General features: G+C 60.6%; 19 protein-coding genes. 14 read left to right on the top strand and 5 right to left on the bottom strand.

The genetic code is table 11. From position 1 onward, the window contains the following. Positions 1 to 37: 37 nt before the first annotated feature. From fliG to motA, 4 genes are all read right to left on the bottom strand, one after another. Positions 38 to 1,078: a flagellar motor switch protein FliG gene (fliG, locus tag V8P77_RS29780; RefSeq protein ID WP_003545520.1), complete on the bottom strand. Its 1,041-nt coding sequence runs from the start codon at positions 1,076 to 1,078 to the stop codon at positions 38 to 40. A gap of 28 nt (positions 1,079 to 1,106) precedes the next feature. Further along, positions 1,107 to 1,694 (bottom strand): flagellar motor switch protein FliN, encoded by a 588-nt coding sequence (gene fliN, locus V8P77_RS29775; RefSeq protein WP_335915773.1) that lies wholly within the window; start codon positions 1,692 to 1,694, stop codon positions 1,107 to 1,109. Positions 1,695 to 1,759: 65 nt separating this feature from the next. Then, a complete protein-coding gene (locus V8P77_RS29770) occupies positions 1,760 to 2,710 on the bottom strand; it encodes a FliM/FliN family flagellar motor switch protein (protein WP_335915771.1) in 951 nt (316 codons plus the stop codon). Then, a complete protein-coding gene (motA, locus tag V8P77_RS29765; protein WP_011650470.1) occupies positions 2,711 to 3,583 on the bottom strand; it encodes a flagellar motor stator protein MotA in 873 nt (290 codons plus the stop codon). A 252-nt stretch (positions 3,584 to 3,835) separates the two neighbouring features. On the opposite strand from motA, the gene flgF reads away from it, so the two are divergent. The 13 genes from flgF (at position 3,836) to fliP (ending at position 12,985) form a co-directional block, all read left to right on the top strand. Then, positions 3,836 to 4,570, top strand: a complete 735-nt coding sequence (gene flgF, locus V8P77_RS29760) for a flagellar basal-body rod protein FlgF (protein WP_335915769.1) — start codon at positions 3,836 to 3,838, stop codon at positions 4,568 to 4,570. Positions 4,571 to 4,686: 116 nt separating this feature from the next. Then, positions 4,687 to 6,087 (top strand): flagellar protein export ATPase FliI, encoded by a 1,401-nt coding sequence (fliI, locus tag V8P77_RS29755; RefSeq protein ID WP_335915768.1) that lies wholly within the window; start codon positions 4,687 to 4,689, stop codon positions 6,085 to 6,087. Positions 6,088 to 6,089: 2 nt separating this feature from the next. Further along, entirely contained in the window at positions 6,090 to 6,632 is a 543-nt protein-coding gene (locus V8P77_RS29750; protein WP_335915766.1) for a flagellar protein, read from the top strand. A 264-nt stretch (positions 6,633 to 6,896) separates the two neighbouring features. Then, positions 6,897 to 7,289, top strand: a complete 393-nt coding sequence (gene flgB, locus V8P77_RS29745) for a flagellar basal body rod protein FlgB (protein WP_017958990.1) — start codon at positions 6,897 to 6,899, stop codon at positions 7,287 to 7,289. A 4-nt stretch (positions 7,290 to 7,293) separates the two neighbouring features. Then, positions 7,294 to 7,710, top strand: coding sequence for a flagellar basal body rod protein FlgC (flgC, locus tag V8P77_RS29740; protein WP_003545531.1), 417 nt, complete (start codon positions 7,294 to 7,296; stop codon positions 7,708 to 7,710). 2 nt (positions 7,711 to 7,712) lie between these two features. Then, the gene (gene fliE / locus V8P77_RS29735) at positions 7,713 to 8,054 is read left to right on the top strand and encodes a flagellar hook-basal body complex protein FliE (RefSeq protein ID WP_028743724.1); all 342 of its coding nucleotides are present in this window, start codon (positions 7,713 to 7,715) and stop codon (positions 8,052 to 8,054) included. Between the two features lie 19 nt (positions 8,055 to 8,073). Then, positions 8,074 to 8,862: a flagellar basal-body rod protein FlgG gene (gene flgG, locus V8P77_RS29730; protein ID WP_003545534.1), complete on the top strand. Its 789-nt coding sequence runs from the start codon at positions 8,074 to 8,076 to the stop codon at positions 8,860 to 8,862. Between the two features lie 17 nt (positions 8,863 to 8,879). Next, the gene (gene flgA / locus V8P77_RS29725) at positions 8,880 to 9,362 is read left to right on the top strand and encodes a flagellar basal body P-ring formation chaperone FlgA (RefSeq protein ID WP_335915763.1); all 483 of its coding nucleotides are present in this window, start codon (positions 8,880 to 8,882) and stop codon (positions 9,360 to 9,362) included. Beyond that, positions 9,359 to 10,480 carry a flagellar basal body P-ring protein FlgI gene (locus V8P77_RS29720; protein ID WP_335915761.1) on the top strand — a complete coding sequence of 374 codons (1,122 nt, stop codon included), beginning with the start codon at positions 9,359 to 9,361 and terminating at the stop codon, positions 10,478 to 10,480. Before flgA ends, V8P77_RS29720 begins: the two co-directional genes overlap by 4 nt. Continuing rightward, a complete protein-coding gene (locus V8P77_RS29715) occupies positions 10,477 to 11,019 on the top strand; it encodes a MotE family protein (RefSeq protein ID WP_335915759.1) in 543 nt (180 codons plus the stop codon). Before V8P77_RS29720 ends, V8P77_RS29715 begins: the two co-directional genes overlap by 4 nt. After that, positions 11,016 to 11,732 (top strand): flagellar basal body L-ring protein FlgH, encoded by a 717-nt coding sequence (gene flgH, locus V8P77_RS29710; protein WP_222261855.1) that lies wholly within the window; start codon positions 11,016 to 11,018, stop codon positions 11,730 to 11,732. Before V8P77_RS29715 ends, flgH begins: the two co-directional genes overlap by 4 nt. Positions 11,733 to 11,744: 12 nt before the next feature. Further along, positions 11,745 to 12,251, top strand: a complete 507-nt coding sequence (locus tag V8P77_RS29705; RefSeq protein ID WP_003545539.1) for a flagellar basal body-associated FliL family protein — start codon at positions 11,745 to 11,747, stop codon at positions 12,249 to 12,251. Beyond that, entirely contained in the window at positions 12,248 to 12,985 is a 738-nt protein-coding gene (gene fliP, locus V8P77_RS29700; RefSeq protein WP_335915757.1) for a flagellar type III secretion system pore protein FliP, read from the top strand. Before V8P77_RS29705 ends, fliP begins: the two co-directional genes overlap by 4 nt. A gap of 106 nt (positions 12,986 to 13,091) precedes the next feature. Here the strand turns inward: fliP and V8P77_RS29695 are convergent, their stop codons facing one another. Further along, the gene (locus tag V8P77_RS29695) at positions 13,092 to 15,062 is read right to left on the bottom strand and encodes an O-linked N-acetylglucosamine transferase, SPINDLY family protein (RefSeq protein WP_335915755.1); all 1,971 of its coding nucleotides are present in this window, start codon (positions 15,060 to 15,062) and stop codon (positions 13,092 to 13,094) included. Positions 15,063 to 15,492: 430 nt separating this feature from the next. On the opposite strand from V8P77_RS29695, the gene V8P77_RS29690 reads away from it, so the two are divergent. Further along, positions 15,493 to 16,398, top strand: coding sequence for a flagellin N-terminal helical domain-containing protein (locus V8P77_RS29690; RefSeq protein ID WP_335915753.1), 906 nt, complete (start codon positions 15,493 to 15,495; stop codon positions 16,396 to 16,398). Positions 16,399 to 16,644 lie beyond the last annotated feature (246 nt).

Raw genomic sequence — 16,644 nt, 5'->3', positions numbered from 1 at the left:
AAGCGCGAGGAGCGTATCTGAAAGATCGCCACGCGCTTTAGGCGGCCGCCGAAGCGTCGCCTTCCTTTTCCTTGAGCTCGATTTGGCCGGAATTGGCCAGCCGAATCGCTTCCTGCGCTACGGCGCGGCGGGCTATCGCGATCTCGCGCGGATTGACGCCGCCCATGCCGCTCTGCAGATCCGATTCGATCATGCGGCGCTGACGTGGGCTGATGGCGGAGAGAACCGATTCGCGGATCTCGGGGGGCGACCCGCGCAGCGCAACGGTGAGCACGTCCGTCGAGATGTCGTTGAGCAGCATGACGCGGCTGCGCTGCGGCATGTACATGAGGTCCTCGAACAGGAAGATCTTCGGGCGAACCTTGTTGACCGACTCGCGGCTGATCGATTCGAGCGAGCTGAGCAGCGTGTCGACCTGCGGCTTGTCGAGCTCGTTCATAAGATCGGCGACCTTCGTCGAGCCGGCTGCATTGCGCTCTGCCTCGACCTCGGCAAGCAGCGTCATGACCTGGTTTTCGATGATCTGCGCAGCCTTCGGGCTGACCGCCTTCATGTTGACTGTTCTGTTCATGATGTCGGCGCGGCGGTTGTCGGGAAGCTGCAGCAGCACCTTGGCGCCGAAGGAGGAGGGCATCATCGAAAGAATATAGGCGACGGTCTGCGGATGTTCGCGCAGCAGGAACTGTGCGACGAATGTCGGCTCCGCCTCGCTGAGGCGATCCCAGATCGAGGTTTCGTAGGCCTGGAATGCAGTGCGGCGGCCGAGCAGGCTGTCGACCTCGTCGGGCGTCAGGCCTTCTTCAAGAATGGCCTCGATCGCCTTGGCGTTGTCCATCAGTCCGGCGCCCTCGGTGAAGAGGTCTTCGAACTCGGAGACGAGCAACAGGAGCTCATCCGGCGGAATAGCGCGCAGCGACTGGGCGGATGAGATAATGGTCTGCAGTTCGGCCTGGGTGAAATATTTCAACAGCCGGCCGGCGACGCCCTTTCCCATAGCGAGAAGAACAGCCGCCGCCTTTTCAGCCTGGGTCAACGGTTTCCCGGCTAGTGCGCCGCCGAAATCGTCAAAGTCCATCATGGTCTAACCTCTCCGTCCCACACAGGGATCAGGCTTTTTTCGTACTCAAAACTTCAATCAGTCTCACACCGAATCGCGTGTCGTCGTTATCAAGCACCGTAATTTCGCCACGGGCAATCCTGCGGCCATTCACCATGATCTCGACCGGTTCACCGATTTTCTTGTCGAGGGCGATCGTCGCCCCTTCATTGAGGTTCATCAGGCCGGAGACCTGCATGCGGCTGGTGCCGAGCATGATCTGGACGTCGATCGGGATGTCCATGATCAGGTCGAAGTTGGAATTCAAAGCGCTGCCGAGCGGGGCCGGCGACGCCTCGAAGGAGGGGCTGCTGCCGAAATCCATGCCGGCCGCCGGGCTGGCATCGCCGCCGCCGAAGTCGCCGCCGAAATCGTCGCTGCCAAACGGGGTTTCCGAAGTCTCGCCGCCAAAGGCCGCCAGGTCCGTTCCTGCTGCGAAGGGATCGCTCTGCAGGTCGTCGCCAAACTGCGACAGGTCGCCATCGGCATCCTGCTTCAGCACGCCGCGCAGATCGTCGATCGCCTGGTCGAGATCGGCTTCACTGCCCGGAAGATCCAGGGAGAGGTCGCTGTTCTGCTGTGTTTTCTTCGTAGCCATGAAATCACTATTCCAGTTGAAACTTGCCTCAAACTGCCTTTGCAGCCCAAAAGCCAGAGAACCGATTAATTCATTAAATGACGGATGAGTTCATCATCCGAGTTCATCGTATCCTTGACGCGGACCATGTAGTTTTCGCCTGAACGCCCGAACTCGCACACGTACAATTCCTTGCTGTTGGCGCTGACCTCGACGCGCACCTCGCCGTGGTCGCGGAACGGAATGACGTCGCCGACCATCAGCTTCGATATCGTGCGCAGCGTCAGGTCCTGCAGCCTGATCTTGGCCTCGAGCGTGACATGTGAGCGGCGGACCTGGTCGCCAAGCTGTTCGGTCCATTCCGCTGAGTTGCTGCTGGCCTGGCGTTTCGGCTTCGGCGGCGTTACCTTGGTCTTGAGCAGTGCCGTCTGCGGAACGATCAACGAAAATTCCGAAACGATGCCGGCAAGCGTGATCGACATGTTGATGGCGGCCGCGAATTCATCCGCACGATCCTCCTGCGGCCGGGCGCGCATGTCATGGGCGTACGGGGCCGAAAGGCTCGGTTCGAAACCGCCCGACGCGTTGACGGCCGAGCGCAGCACCTTGGCGATCTTGTCGAAGACCATGACCGCCAGATCGAGCTCGATGATCGACAGCAGCCGGTCGGCCGGTTCCTCGATCGTATCGGCTGTGGCGCCGAGCAGATGCTCCATCAGCGTGATGACGAAGCCGTTGCCGCAGGCAAGCGTAATGTTCTGCGACCAGTTGCGCAGCGTCGCGTCGACGAGTGTGACGTTCGCGCTCAGGTCTTCGATGAGGTGGTTCTTGTAGCCGATCTCGCAGCCGAGATAGTTGACCGTCACGTCTAGGCCGGTCTCGCTTTTGATGACGTCGGGAAAGAATTCGCTGTAGATTTCCCCGAAGGAGCTGCAGATCTTGGCGACCCTGCCTCTGTCGCCAAGCCCGCCTGTCAGCTTGGCGAGGAGGGCAGGATCCATTGCCGGTTTGTCGTGCGAAGCATTGCTCATAGTCATTTAAGCCGCCTTGTTTTCGCCACCTGGGTTCATCATTTCCTGTTCGACAGCATCGATGGACGGACGCTCGTAAGCCGAGATCGTCTTGCGACCGTATTCGAGAGCGACCTGCGGTACCGACCCGTTCATATAGGCAAGCAGCGTCTGCTTGACGATGACGTAGAGGCGGTGCTGCTTGTTGCGCACGACCTTGATCTGGGAGACCAGCGGCGAGCAGACGCAGTAGGACAAGAGAATGCCGAGGAAGGTGCCGACGAGCGCCGAGCCGATCAGGTGACCCAGCACTTCGGGCGAATCGTTGATGTGGGCCATCGCTTTGATGACGCCGAGAACGGCCGCGACGATACCGATCGCCGGGAAGGAATCGCCCATGATCTGGATCGCATGGTAGGGCTTCATCTTGTCGTGCATGATGGTGTTGAGCTCTTCATCCATCAGCGCCTCGATCTCGTGGCTGCGGGCGTTGCCGATGATGATCAGGCGCACGTAGTCGCAGATGAACGCCGTCAGTTCCTTGTTCTTCAGAACGGTCGGAGCCGATTGAAAGATCGTCGATTCGGCCGGATTGTCGATATGGGCTTCGATTTCGTTTCGCGACTTGGTGCGCAGGTCGCGCATCAGCGAATAGAGCACGCCGAGCGTATCGAGATAGTTACGTTCCTTCGGCACGGCATGCTTGAAAGCTTCGCCGAGCGCCTTGCCGGAATCCTTCACCACCTTCATCGGGTTCGCCATGATGAAGCTGCCAAGACCGGCGCCACCGATGATGACGAATTCGAAGGGCTGGAACAGAGCGTTCACGTCGCCGCCCATCGCCATGAAGCTGCCGATGACACAGCCGCAAGTCACTATAAATCCGATAATGATGTTCATCGTCAGCCCAATCTGAACGTTGCTTTTCATTGAGACCGATAGGGTTTCTGCCTTGCGTGAGGCTGATGAAAGGCCCGCTCGCGAGGCATTTCCGCGTACCAGCTTCGCGCAAGCATCTGTCGTCAGTCTAAAGGGGACGAATGGGTGCGCGCACCCGTTTCTGAGATGCCGCCTCAGCGAAATCCGGCCGAACCACTTGAGACGACGCCCGGCTTTCTTTCCGTTCATCGCCAATGCTTGGAGCTTACCGACATGCAATCCGGTCTTTATGTTTCTCTGTCGTCGCAGATGGCCCTCGAAAAGCGCCTGACCACTATCGCAGACAACATGGCGAACGTGAACACGACCGGTTTTCGCGCCACCGAGGTGAAGTTCGACGAGATGGTGGCGGCCACCAAGAATAAGCTGAACACCAAAGTCGCCTTCGTTTCCCAGGGCAACGACTACCTGAACGAGGGAAGTGGCGAGTTGCAGCAGACCGGTAACATGCTCGATTTCGCCGTCAAGGGTGATGCCTGGTTTGCGCTCGACACGCCGGCCGGCCAGGTTCTGACGAGGGACGGCCGCTTTACGATCAAGGATACCGGCGAGCTTGTCTCGATCCGCGGATACCCGGTTCTTGACTCCGGCGGCGCGCCGATCCAGCTCAACACGACAGGCGGCGAGCCGGCCGTCGGCACCGACGGCATCATCTATCAGGGCGGCCGCCAGATCGGCTCGCTCGGCCTGTTTGAGGCCGATATCAGCAAGGGTTACCTGCGCTACGAAAACAGCGGCATCATGACCACCGACCAGCCGCGCGCCGTCGTCGACCGCTTCAATGTCGGTGTCGAGCAGGGTTATCTCGAAAACTCCAACGTCAACGCCATGCGCGAGATCACCCAGCTGATCGAAGTCAACCGCGCCTTCGAAAGCGTCTCGTCGCTGATGCGCGACAGCGAGGATTCCTTCAAGGAAGCGGTTCAGACGCTTGGGGGCAGTCGCTAATGCATGTCGCCCAAAAGTGTCCGGCGGTTTTGGGAGAACGACATGAAGAACAAAGATCCAAAATACGTCGCATACAGCAAGCTGCACGCGACGTATTTTAGGGCGGGATTTGAAGCATGAGCACCACGCTACTATCAGTGGACGGTCTTTCTCCGAAGCTGGCGCATCTGGCGGACCTCGTCGACCGATACGCATCGCCGGAGTTCGCGGTTGCCCATGGCGGCCGCGTGCAGACCATCGCTGCCGGCCACTACACGGTTCACGGTCTCTCCCGCCATGTGCGTCTCGGCGAGTTCGTGGCCCATAAATCGGCCACCGGCATCCATCTGGGCGAGGTCGTGCGCGTCGAGCCGGAATTGATCTATGTCTGCCCGATCGAACCCGGCGAACCGATCGGTATCCACGATACCGTCATCCGCAAGGGCGCCTTCCGCATTTCACCGACGGACAGCTGGTGCGGGCGCACCGTCAACTCGCTCTGCGAGCCGATCGACGGGCTGGGGCCGATCACCGAGGGCCTCGATCGCCGCTCAATCTCCAATACCGCGCCGCCCTCGATGACCCGCAAGCGTGTCGAGACCGGCTTCAAGACCGGCGTGCGCGCGATCGACATCTTCTCGCCACTCTGCCTCGGCCAGCGCCTCGGCATCTTCGCCGGTTCCGGCGTCGGCAAATCGACGCTGCTGTCCATGCTCGCCCGCGCCGACGCCTTCGACAAGGTGGTCATTGCGCTCGTCGGCGAACGCGGCCGCGAAGTGCGCGAATTCATCGAGGATACGCTCGGCAGCAATATGAAGAAGGCGATCGCCGTCGTCGCCACCAGCGACGAGAGCCCGATGCTGCGCAAGATGGCGCCGCTGACGGCGGTCACCATCGCCGAGCATTTCCGCGACAAGGGCGAGAACGTCCTCTTCATCGTCGATAGCGTCACACGTTTCGCCCATGCGATCCGCGAGGTGGCGACCGCCTCCGGCGAGCCGCCGATCGCGCGCGGCTATCCCGCCTCCGTTTTCACCGAGCTGCCGCGCCTGTTGGAACGCGCCGGTCCCGGTCCCGAGGGCGCCGGCACCATCACGGCGATCATCTCGATCCTCGTCGACGGCGACAATCACAATGACCCGATCGCCGATTCGACCCGCGGCATCCTCGACGGACATATCGTCCTGCAGCGCAGTCTCGCCGAAGAAGGGCGTTATCCTCCGATTGATCCGCTCGCCTCGATCTCGCGTCTTGCCCGCAAGGCCTGGACGCCGGATCAGGAAAAGCTGGTATCGCGGCTGAAGGTGCTGATCCATCGTTTCGAAGAGACGCGCGACCTGCGCATGATCGGCGGTTACCGCCAGGGTGCTGATCCCGATCTCGACATGGCGATCAAGCAGGTGCCGGTTATTTACGACGTCCTGAAGCAGTCGCCGGGCGATCGCGACTCGCTCGACGCTTTCGCCGACCTCGCTGGCGCGCTCAAGGCTGCAGCCGGCATGGGCAATCTGGGCGCCCCTATTCAGAGGAGAGGTTAGACGTGGCTGATTTCGACGACGAACGCATCGCTTCACTGAAGGAGCGCAGGAAAGCCGCCATCCTGGATCGGCTTCTGACCTTCACCGGCCTGGCACTTGCGGGCGCCGCCGCCTTCTTCCCCTGGTACGTCTTCTTCAATGCGGACAAGTTCGGCATCAATGTTGCAACCAGCGGCAATTCCCGCGAACTGCCGGATTGGCCGGCCCGCAACGTTTTCAGCGTTTCGCCGCTTGCCATGGTCAACAAGAACGAGGCGGACAAGAAGGCCCCGCCGATCGATCCGCTGACGACGGCGACGGTCTCCGATCTCGGCAAGGAGCGCGATGGCCGCGCCATACAGGAAGATCAGCCTTTCCCCGGCAAATCTTCCTTCCGCCTGCTGCATGTTTCCAACGGCCGGGCGCTGATCGAGGATCCCTCGGGCATGTATGTGGTGCGCATCGGCTCGATCCTGCCCGACGAAAGCCGCCTTGCGACACTCGAGCAGCGCGACGGCAAATGGGTGATCGTCACCTCCAAGGGCGAGATCTACCAGAACAATTGAACCTGTCCGTAAACGCCGAAGGCAACAGGGGCTCCGCCGCGAACCGGCCGGAGCCCCCGTTTTTTTCCGTCATTTCCCAGATCGATTCCGATTTAGGAATGACGCAGAAATTCAAAGAGTTACAACGTCCTTGCGCATCCGAAAGACGCGCGGCGTTGTCATCGCGGCGGCGTTCGCCGAAAACCGCCTCGACGCCTGAATTTCCCGTAAGTCCCACGCAAGATTACCGCACTAGGTTCGGGACAGTAAAAACGGAGAGTTCTCATGCAACCGATCCAACTTTTCGACTTGGCTTCGCGGCAGGCGGAATGGCTGACGATCCGTCAGCAGGTTGTTGCCGGCAACATCGCGAATGCCAATACGCCGAAGTTCCGCGCCAAGGACGTTACGCCCTTTGATGCGGTGCTCGACAATTCCGATATCAACATGGCGCGCACCAATCCGGCGCATCTCAGCGGCAACGATTTCAGCGACAGCGGCGATATCGACGTCAAGGACGCCGCGCTCGACCAGGAAATCGGTGTCCAGGAATCCGGCAATACGGTCGGTTTGGCCGAGGAGCTCTCCAAGTCGGGCGATATCAAGCGTCAGTACGATCTGAACACCTCGCTGGTCAGTTCCTTCAACCGCATGATGTTGATGACGGTCAGGAGGTAAAGTCATGGATCCGCTTTCAGCAGCAATGAAAATCGCCGGTTCCGGGCTCGAGGCGCAGTCGACGCGCCTGCGCATCGTTTCGGAAAACATCGCCAATGCCCGCTCGACCGGCGACACGCCCGGTGCTGACCCCTATCGCCGTAAGACGATCACCTTCGGCCAGCAGATGGATCGCAGCAACGGCGTCGAGACTGTCGGCGTCAAGAAGGTCGGCGTCGACGAAGGCGACTTCAGCACTGAATTCGACCCCAGCAATCCGGCTGCGGACCAGAAGGGCGTCGTCAAACTGCCGAACGTCAATATCCTGGTCGAGATGGCCGACATGCGCGAAGCCAACCGCTCGTATGACGCCAATCTGCAGACCATCAAACAGACCCGCGATCTCATCTCCTCCACGATCGACCTCCTGAAGAGCCAATAATAATGATCAGCAGCGTCCAGAATGTCAGCAACCTGTCGATGACCCGTGCGCTCGGCGCCGTCGATACCGAAAATTCCGCCTCGTCGTCTGCCGCCACCATGCCCGGCGCCGCAGGTGCGGCCAACGGCATGAGCTTCGCCTCCGTCATGGGCAACATGGCGAGCGATGCGGTCAATAGCCTGAAGGGTGCGGAAAGCATGTCCTTTGCCGGTATCAAGGGCACGGCGACGACGCGTGAAGTCGTCGATTCCATGCTCCAGGCCGAGCAGACGCTGCAGACCGCGATTGCCATCCGCGACAAGGTCGTCTCGGCCTTTCTCGAAGTCACCAAGATGCAGATGTAACTGATTTGAGGACGAACACATGAGAGCGCTCGCCATCGCAGCAACGGGCATGGATGCCCAGCAGACCAATCTGGAAGTCATCGCGAACAACATCGCGAACATCAATACAACCGGTTTCAAGCGCGCCCGCGCCGAATTCTCGGATCTTCTCTACCAGACCGAACGTGCCAAGGGTGTCGCCAACCGCGCCAACCAGGCCGTCGTTCCGGAAGGTGCCAATATCGGCCTCGGCGTCCAGACCTCGGCGGTCCGCAACCTGCATCTCCAGGGCGAACTGACCCAGACCGGCAACGATCTCGACGTAGCGCTGATCGGCAAGGGCTTCTTCCAGATCCAGTCGACCGACGGTACGACGCTTTACAGCCGCGCCGGCGCCTTCAACAAGAACGACCAGGGCCAACTCGTCACCATCGACGGCTACGAGGTCCTTCCCGGCATCACCATTCCGACGGGCTCGACCGAACTGACGATCAGCCGCTCCGGCCAGGTCTCGGCCAAGCTGCCGGGAGCGACGGAGGCGACCGAGCTCGGCCAGTTGACCCTTGCCGACTTCGTCAACGAGGCGGGTCTCCAGCCGCTCGGCGACAATCTCTTCCAGGAAACGCCGGCCTCGGGCGAAGCCGTCATCGGCAATCCTGACGAGGAAGGTTTCGCCTACATGAAGCAGGGTTACCTGGAATCTTCCAACGTCGACCCGGTGAAGGAAATCACCGAGCTGATCTCGGCCCAGCGCGCTTACGAAATGAATTCCAAGGTGATCACCACCGCTGATGAAATGGCCTCCATCGTCAGCAAGAACCTGAAGTAAAGGGAAGGGCCGAAAACATGATGTTTTGCCGGGCAGGACACATCTCGGGATGGGTGGCGGCAGCCACGATCGCAGTCGCGGGCATTTTCCTGCCCGCGGACGTGGATGCCGGCATGGGTTATGCCGTCGTCCCGACGACGATCATCTACCCCGGCGACACATTGTCGTCGAGCCAGCTTCAGGAGGTCGAAGTCACCAACCCCAACCTCGCCGGCGATTATGCCAAATCCATTTCCCAAGTCGAAGGCATGGTCTCCAAGCGCACGCTGTTGCCGGGCCGCACGATTTCGGTTTCGGGTCTGCGCGAGGCCTATACGGTGACGCGCGGCTCTTCGATCCGCCTGGTCTTGTCGCTCGGCGCGATGACGATCTCCGCCGCCGGCACGCCGCTCGAAGACGGCGCGATCGGGCAGGTCGTTCGCGCGCGCAATATGGACTCCGGCGTCATCGTCAGCGGCACGGTGCTTGCGGACGGCACGGTCCATGTGAGGGCAAAATGAAACTGTTCTTCCGTTTCCTCACTCTTGTCGCGGTTCTCGCCATGAGTTTGGCTGATGTCGCGCCCGCCTGGGCGCTGACCTCCCGCATCAAGGACATCGCCTCCCTTCAGGCCGGGCGCGATAACCAGCTGATCGGTTATGGCCTGATCGTCGGCCTGCAGGGGACCGGCGACGGCTTCCGCTCCTCGCCCTTCACCGAGCAGTCGATGCGGGCGATGCTGCAAAATCTCGGCATCTCGACGCAGGGCGGCCAGTCCAGCGCCAAGAACACGGCGGCCGTGATGGTCACCGCCAACCTGCCGCCCTTCGCAAGTCCCGGCAGCCGTATCGACGTGACGGTGAGCTCGCTCGGCGACGCGACGTCGCTGCGCGGCGGCACGCTCGTCATGACCTCGCTTTCCGGCGCCGACGGCCAGATCTATGCCGTCGCGCAGGGCGCCGTCATCGTCTCCGGTTTCCAGGCGCAGGGCCAGGCGGCGACCGTGACCGAAGGCGTCACCACCGCAGGCCGCGTGCCCGGCGGCGCGATCATCGAACGTGAACTGCCGTCCCGCTTCAAGGACTCGGTCAATCTCGTCCTGCAGCTGCGCAACCCAGACTTCTCGACGGCGATCCGTATCGCCGACATCGTCAACGGTTATGCCTCGGCGCGCTTCGGCGGCCCGGTTGCCGAAGCCAAGGATTCGCAGGAAGTCGTGATCCAGAAGCCGCGCGCGGCCGATCTCACCCGGCTGATGGCCGATGTCGAAAACCTCATCGTCGAAACCGATACGCCGGCCAAGGTGGTCATCAACGAGCGCACCGGAACGATCGTTATCGGCTCCGACGTCCGCGTCTCGCCGGTCGCCGTCAGCTACGGCACCTTGACTGTCCAGGTCACCGAGACGCCGCAGATCATCCAACCCGAACCCTTCTCGCGCGGCCGGACCGCCGTCCAGCCGCAGACAGATATCGCGGCCGAGCAGACCGGCGGGCGCGTCGCCATCATCGACGGTCCAGATCTCAGGACCCTTGTCGCCGGCCTCAACAATATCGGTGTCAAACCGGATGGCATCATCGCCATTCTCCAGGGCATCAAGTCGGCAGGCGCCCTGCAGGCGGAGCTTGTGCTGCAATGATTGATATCATCAACCCTGACATGACGGTTCTGCAATTGCTGCGCCGGCTGGCGCTGCCGGCCGCAGGCCTCGTCCTTCTGTCGATCCCCAGCGCCTTCGCGCAGGAACATGCGCCGGCAGGCGACATCACCTCCCAGGACGAGATCAAGCAGTTCTGCACCAACATCGCCGAGCCCGCCCGCGACCAGCGTTACCTCCTGCAGAAGCAGGAGCTGGAAAAGCTTCGCGCCGACATCGACGCCCGCATAGCGGAAATGGACAAGCGCAAGGCCGAATACCAGGACTGGCTGAAGCGGCGTGACGATTTCCTGAAGCAGGCGGAAGCCGGCCTCACTGAAATCTACAGGAAGATGAAGCCGGATGCGGCCGCACTTCAGTTGCAGGACATGAAGATCGAGGTGGCCTCCGCCGTAATCATGCGGCTCGGCCCGCGTCAGTCGAGCCTCATCCTCAACGAGATGGACCCGCAAAAGGCCGCGGTCATCGCCAGCGTCATCGCCAGTGCGTCCGATCCCAATACGTCGAAGGATCCTTCATGAATATGCGTTTTTCGGCCGCGATCGCCGCCCTCGCACTCCTTGCAGGTTGCCAGTCTCCGACGGCGGTCAGCGAGATCGGCCGTGCGCCTGCCATGAGCCCGATCGGCAGCGGCCTCGCCTACGGCCAGACACCACAGATGGCGCTTTATCCGAAGCAGCCGCGTGCTGTGGCGCAGGGCTATTCGCTGTGGAGCGATTCGCAGGCCGCTCTCTTCAAGGATGCGCGCGCGCTCAACGTCGGCGACATCCTGACGGTCGACATCCAGATCAACGACAAGGCCTCCTTCGACAATGAGACCAACCGCAGCCGCACGAATTCGAGCGGCATGAACTGGGATGTCAACGCCCAGATCTTCGGCTGGACGCCCGAGTCGAAGACCGACCTGACTTATGGCTCCGACACCAGCACCGACGGCAAGGGCAAGATCGAGCGCACCGACAAGCTCACCCTTCTGGTCGCCGCCGTCGTCACCGGCATTCTCGAAAACGGCAACCTCGTCATATCAGGCTCGCAGGAAGTTCGCCTGAACCAGGAGCTGCGCATCCTGAATGTCGCCGGTATCGTTCGCCCGCAGGACGTCAATGCCGACAACCAGATCTCCTACGACAAGATCGCCGAAGCCCGCATCTCCTACGGCGGCCGCGGCCGCCTGATGGAAGTGCAGCAGCCTCCGCGCGGCCAGCAGGCCGTCGATCTTTTCTCGCCGCTTTGAGGCTGAACGACGATGGCAGAGCCAGACGCAAGCGCAGGTCAATCGCAGAAGAAATCCGGCTCGCTGATGACGATCATCGGCATCGCCGTGCTGACCCTGCTCGGCGCCGGCGGCGGCTGGGCGGTCGGTACGATCGTCGCGCCCAACATCAAGGGCGCCAAGGAGGTCGAGCAGGCCAAGGATGCGGAGGCGAAGAAGAAGGCCGAGGAAGGCCTGGCGCGCATCTCGACCGAGGCCAACAACGTCGTCCAGCTCGAGCCGATCACGTCGAACCTTGCCTACCCCTCGGAAAACTGGGTGCGACTCGAAGTCGCGCTGCTGTTCAACGGGCCACCGGATGTCAAGGTTTCCGAGGATATTCACCAGGATATCCTCGCCTATATCAGGACCGTTTCCCTCCAGCAGATCGAGGGGCCGCGGGGCTTTCAATATCTCAAGGATGACATACAGGAACGTGTTGACCTTCGCTCGCAAGGGCGGGTATCGAAGGTCATGTTCAGGACATTTGTCATCGAATGATTCGTCTCATAGTTTTCCTTACCACCATGATGGCGGTACCGGAACTGGCGGTGGCACAGCAGCTGCCGACTGACTTGTTGAACGTGCCGGTCGATGGCTCCGTCGCCGCCTGGATCATCCGCACATTCGGCCTGCTGACCATTCTTTCGGTCGCGCCGGGTATCCTGATCATGGTGACGAGCTTTCCGCGCTTCATCATCGCCTTCTCGATCCTGCGCTCAGGCATGGGTCTCTCCTCGACGCCCTCCAATATGATCCTCCTGTCGCTGTCGCTGTTCATGACCTTCTACGTCATGTCGCCGACTTTCGATCAGGCCTGGCAGAACGGCGTGCAGCCGCTGCTTGCCAATCAGATCAACGAGACCGAGGCGGTCCAGCGTATCGGCGAACCCTTCCGCACCTTCATGGCGGCCAATACCCGCGATAAGGATCTGGCGCTCTTCGTCGACCTGGCGCGCGAACGCGGACAGAATATCCAGACGACCGCTCCGATCGACTACCGCGTGCTGATCCCGGCCTTCATGATTTCCGAGATTCGCCGCGGCTTCGAAATCGGTTTCCTCGTCGTGCTGCCGTTCCTCGTCATCGACCTCATCGTCGCCACCATCACCATGGCGATGGGCATGATGATGCTGCCGCCGACCTCGATCTCGCTGCCTTTCAAGATTCTCTTCTTCGTGCTGATCGACGGCTGGAACCTGCTCGTCGGCAGCCTGGTGCGCTCGTTCAGCTGACCGGCTGCTGCTTGTACATTCGCCAGTGAGACAAACCCGCCGGATCGCTCCGGCGGATTTTTACCGCATAATTCCAAGTGCCGCAGTATAGTGCGGGTCGAAAGCCTCAATCGGCCGCGAACGGCGCCGTGCGCGGCGGCAGCGCCGGAATATCCATGTGATCGGGTGCGAGACCCTGCTTGGCGCGCTCGGCCATGATTTCATAGGCCTGCTCCAGATGGTCGCAGAACCGTTCGGCATCGAAGAGCGGCGCGATATAGCGCGTCTCTTTGAGATGCGCCTTGTACTCAGCGATCCGTCCGGGATTCTCAGCCAGCTCGACGGCCATATCCTCATAGGCCTGCAGATCGCCTGCGACGAGTTCAGGCAGGTCGATGGCCCTGAGCAGGCTCTCGCTGACGCGCGACGCGAAGTTGGTGCCTTTGACAGTCAGGACCGGCAGGCCGCCCCAGAGCTGCTCCGAGGTGGTCGTGTGGCCGTTGACGGGGAAGGTATCGATGCCGAGGTCGGCCGCCTGCTGGCGGTCGATATGTTCTTCGTAAGGCGCGCGCGGGCAGAAGATGATCCGCTTGGCGGAGATGCCCGCCGCCTGGAATTGCTTCAAGAGGTTCGCCTGGTTGCGCGGCGTGTTCGCCATCAGCCAGAGCACGCTGTTCGGCGCGCGCTTGAGGATCCGGCACCAGCTGCCGATCGTCTCCGGCGTGATCTTGCGGTTGCCGTTGAAGGAGGCGAAGATGAAGGCGCCTTCCGGCAGGCCGAGCTGCTCGCGGGTGACTGGACGCGGCTTCGGGCGATGCATCGGGTCGTTCGGCTGATAGCTCTCCGGCAGCCGGCAGAATTTCTCATGGTAGAAGGGCTTGGCCACCTCGGGCAATACCGAATGGTCGCCGATGACGTAGTCGAGATCGATATTGACCGTGCTGCCGGGGAAGCCGAGCCAGCCGACATGCACGGGTGCCAGCGGCAAATTGAAGGCCGACGCGCGGCTGCCCGAGGTATGGCCCTTCAGGTCGACCATGATGTCGATATTATGCTCGCGCACCACCTCCAACACCGCCTGGTCGGAGAAGCCGTGCACGGTGACGATCCTGCCCCAGCGGCTGCGGTCGGTATCGTTGTGTTTCAGATATTCCGGCCCTGTATGGCAGAAAAGCGTTACTTCGAACCGGTCCTTGTCGTGCAGTTCCAGGATGCGCTGCAAGAGCTTCATCGTCGCGTGGCGATCCCAGAAGTCCGATGACATGTAGCCGATCCGGATCTTGTCCGACCAAGTGTGCGGCATGTTGCGGCGGAAGGTCACCCGTTCCGGGTTGAGAGGAGTGGTGCCGATCGTCGCATAGCGGTTGAAATCCTCATTGCCGCACCAGTGCAGGTGATAGAACGGGTTGTCCTTGCGCAGGATCTCAATATCGCCCTTGGCGAGTGCGGCATCGATCACCGCCTGGTGCTTGCTCGCCTCTTCGAACTCGTTGAATTCACGGGCGAAGACCAGATGCAGGAAGCGGAATGCGAGATTGCCCGGAAACCGCTTGAAGAGGTTGCGCGAGAGGCTCTGATTCGTTGCGTCGTTCAGATCGTCGCTCAGCAGCAGGGCTGCCAAGCGCATATGATCGGGGTTCATGCTCTCCGACAGCACCGTCTTGAACGGCCGGATGATATCGCGCTGCTGCCGCTTGAGGTAGATCGCGGTGATGATGAAGGCGAGTTCCGGGTCTTCCTGCGCCTTGGCAAGATGACGCATGCCGATCAGCAGCGCTTCGTCTTCGTTGCCCGTCTCATAGTGCAGCTTGGCCGCCTGTTTCAGGTACTCATAGGAATTCGGTCCTTCGCACTTGCCGGCGAGGCTATAGGCCTTCGCGGCGTCGGCCTTGAAGCCGAGCTGCAGCAGGTTCTTCGCCAGCAGCGCATAGGTCTTGGCATCCTGCTGGACGTCGATGAGCTGGTTGAGGGTCGCCAGGGACTGCGTGTAGCGGCCCATCTGGTAGTCCTTGGATGCCGCAGAGAACGAAACTTTGCTGTTCAAAACCCAACTCCGTGAAGGAAATGTTCTGGCATGGCTGTCTGTCGCCGCGCGCATGGACCGTCCTCCCAAAAACGGGGTCGGTCCGATAATGCTATCCCGGCATCTGCCATACTGGCATTCGAAGCTTGCTTGAAACCGGTGGCGCGATGAGTGTCTGCTTTGTCCGGAAAGCCTTGACCGTCCCAGGAAGGCGCCCCTTTCGCCGGTAAAGTTCGCTTTTGCCGCTCAAATTCGAATGCCAAAAATTATCTTCAGCAGGCATTAACTAAGCCTTGTGAGAAGGCATTAACTATGCCCTGTAAGGAGCCGGCGCGGGGCCTGTATTTTTAAGAAGTTGGCAAGCATTGGCTGCGAGATTGCCCTGGACATGACGGGTTTGGGCCAACAAAACAGGCGCCGAGTAGCATGAAGCTGGTCCGTCATCGCCGGTACTATAGTCCGGTATGTCCTCCTTTTTGTATCTTGTTTTCCAGGGGACACACTTATGACAAGCATTAACACCAATTCTTCCGCACAGGCCGCTCTCCAGACGCTGCGCAGCGTCAACCAGAACCTCAACAGCACGCAGAACCATGTTTCGTCGGGCTATCGCGTTGAAAAGGCTTCCGACAACGCCGCTTACTGGTCGATCGCAACGACCATGCGTTCGGACAACAAGGCTCTCTCGGCTGTTTCCGACGCTCTCGGCGTAGGCGCCGCCAAGGTCGATACCGCTTATACCGCAATGGACAGCGCCATCGACGTCGTCGGCGAAATCAAGGCCAAGCTGGTTGCCGCAACTGAAAGCGGCGTCGACAAGGCCAAGGTCCAGGAAGAAATCAGCCAGCTGCAGCAGCAGCTCCTGAGCATCGCTCAGTCGGCTTCCTTCAACGGCGAAAACTGGGTCGCCGGCGCTGCGGGCACCAAGAGTGTTGTTTCCTCGTTCGTCCGCGACGGCTCCAACGCCGTTTCGATCAAGACGACCGACTATATCCTCGACGACGGCTCTGCGGGCAACGTTCTGTTCGGCATCAGCGGCGGCTCGGTCGAAACCTCCACGGGTATCCTCGGTACTTCGAGTGGTGCAACCGGTTCGATATACGCAATGGACATCACCGACTTCACCGCCGGCGAAATCTCATCGGCTCTGACCAACGTTGAAGCGGCTCTGAAAGCCATGACCAGCGCCGGCGCGGCTCTCGGCTCGCTCTCCAAGCGCATCGAACTCCAGGACGACTTCGTCAACGCTCTCAGCGACTCGATCGACTCCGGTGTCGGCCGTCTCGTCGATGCCAACATGGAAGAAGAATCTTCCAGGCTCAGCGCCCTGCAGACCCAGCAGCAGCTGGCGATCCAGTCGCTGTCGATCGCGAACTCCTCTTCGCAGAACATCCTGTCGCTCTTCCGCTAAGACCGGTCGGCACAAGATTTCCAAGTTTCGCGGCCGGGTCATCCCGGCCGCGATATGTTTTAATATAAGGTTAATGAAAATCCTTCTAAGCCTCAGATATTTTTAAGAAATTTCCGATCTCGATTTAGCTTTCCTTAACCATCTTGCTGTTTTCTAGGCCCATCGAAACGGCGAGTTAACCTTAATAGAGACGGTTAACAGGCATGATGCTGATCGCTGTGGGCCGGCCGAAAATCCGGAATGTCC

Source organism: Rhizobium aouanii, assembly GCF_037002925.1.
Classification (GTDB): Bacteria; Pseudomonadota; Alphaproteobacteria; order Rhizobiales; family Rhizobiaceae; genus Rhizobium; species Rhizobium aouanii.
This window is presented reverse-complemented; position numbering and strand designations above follow the sequence as displayed.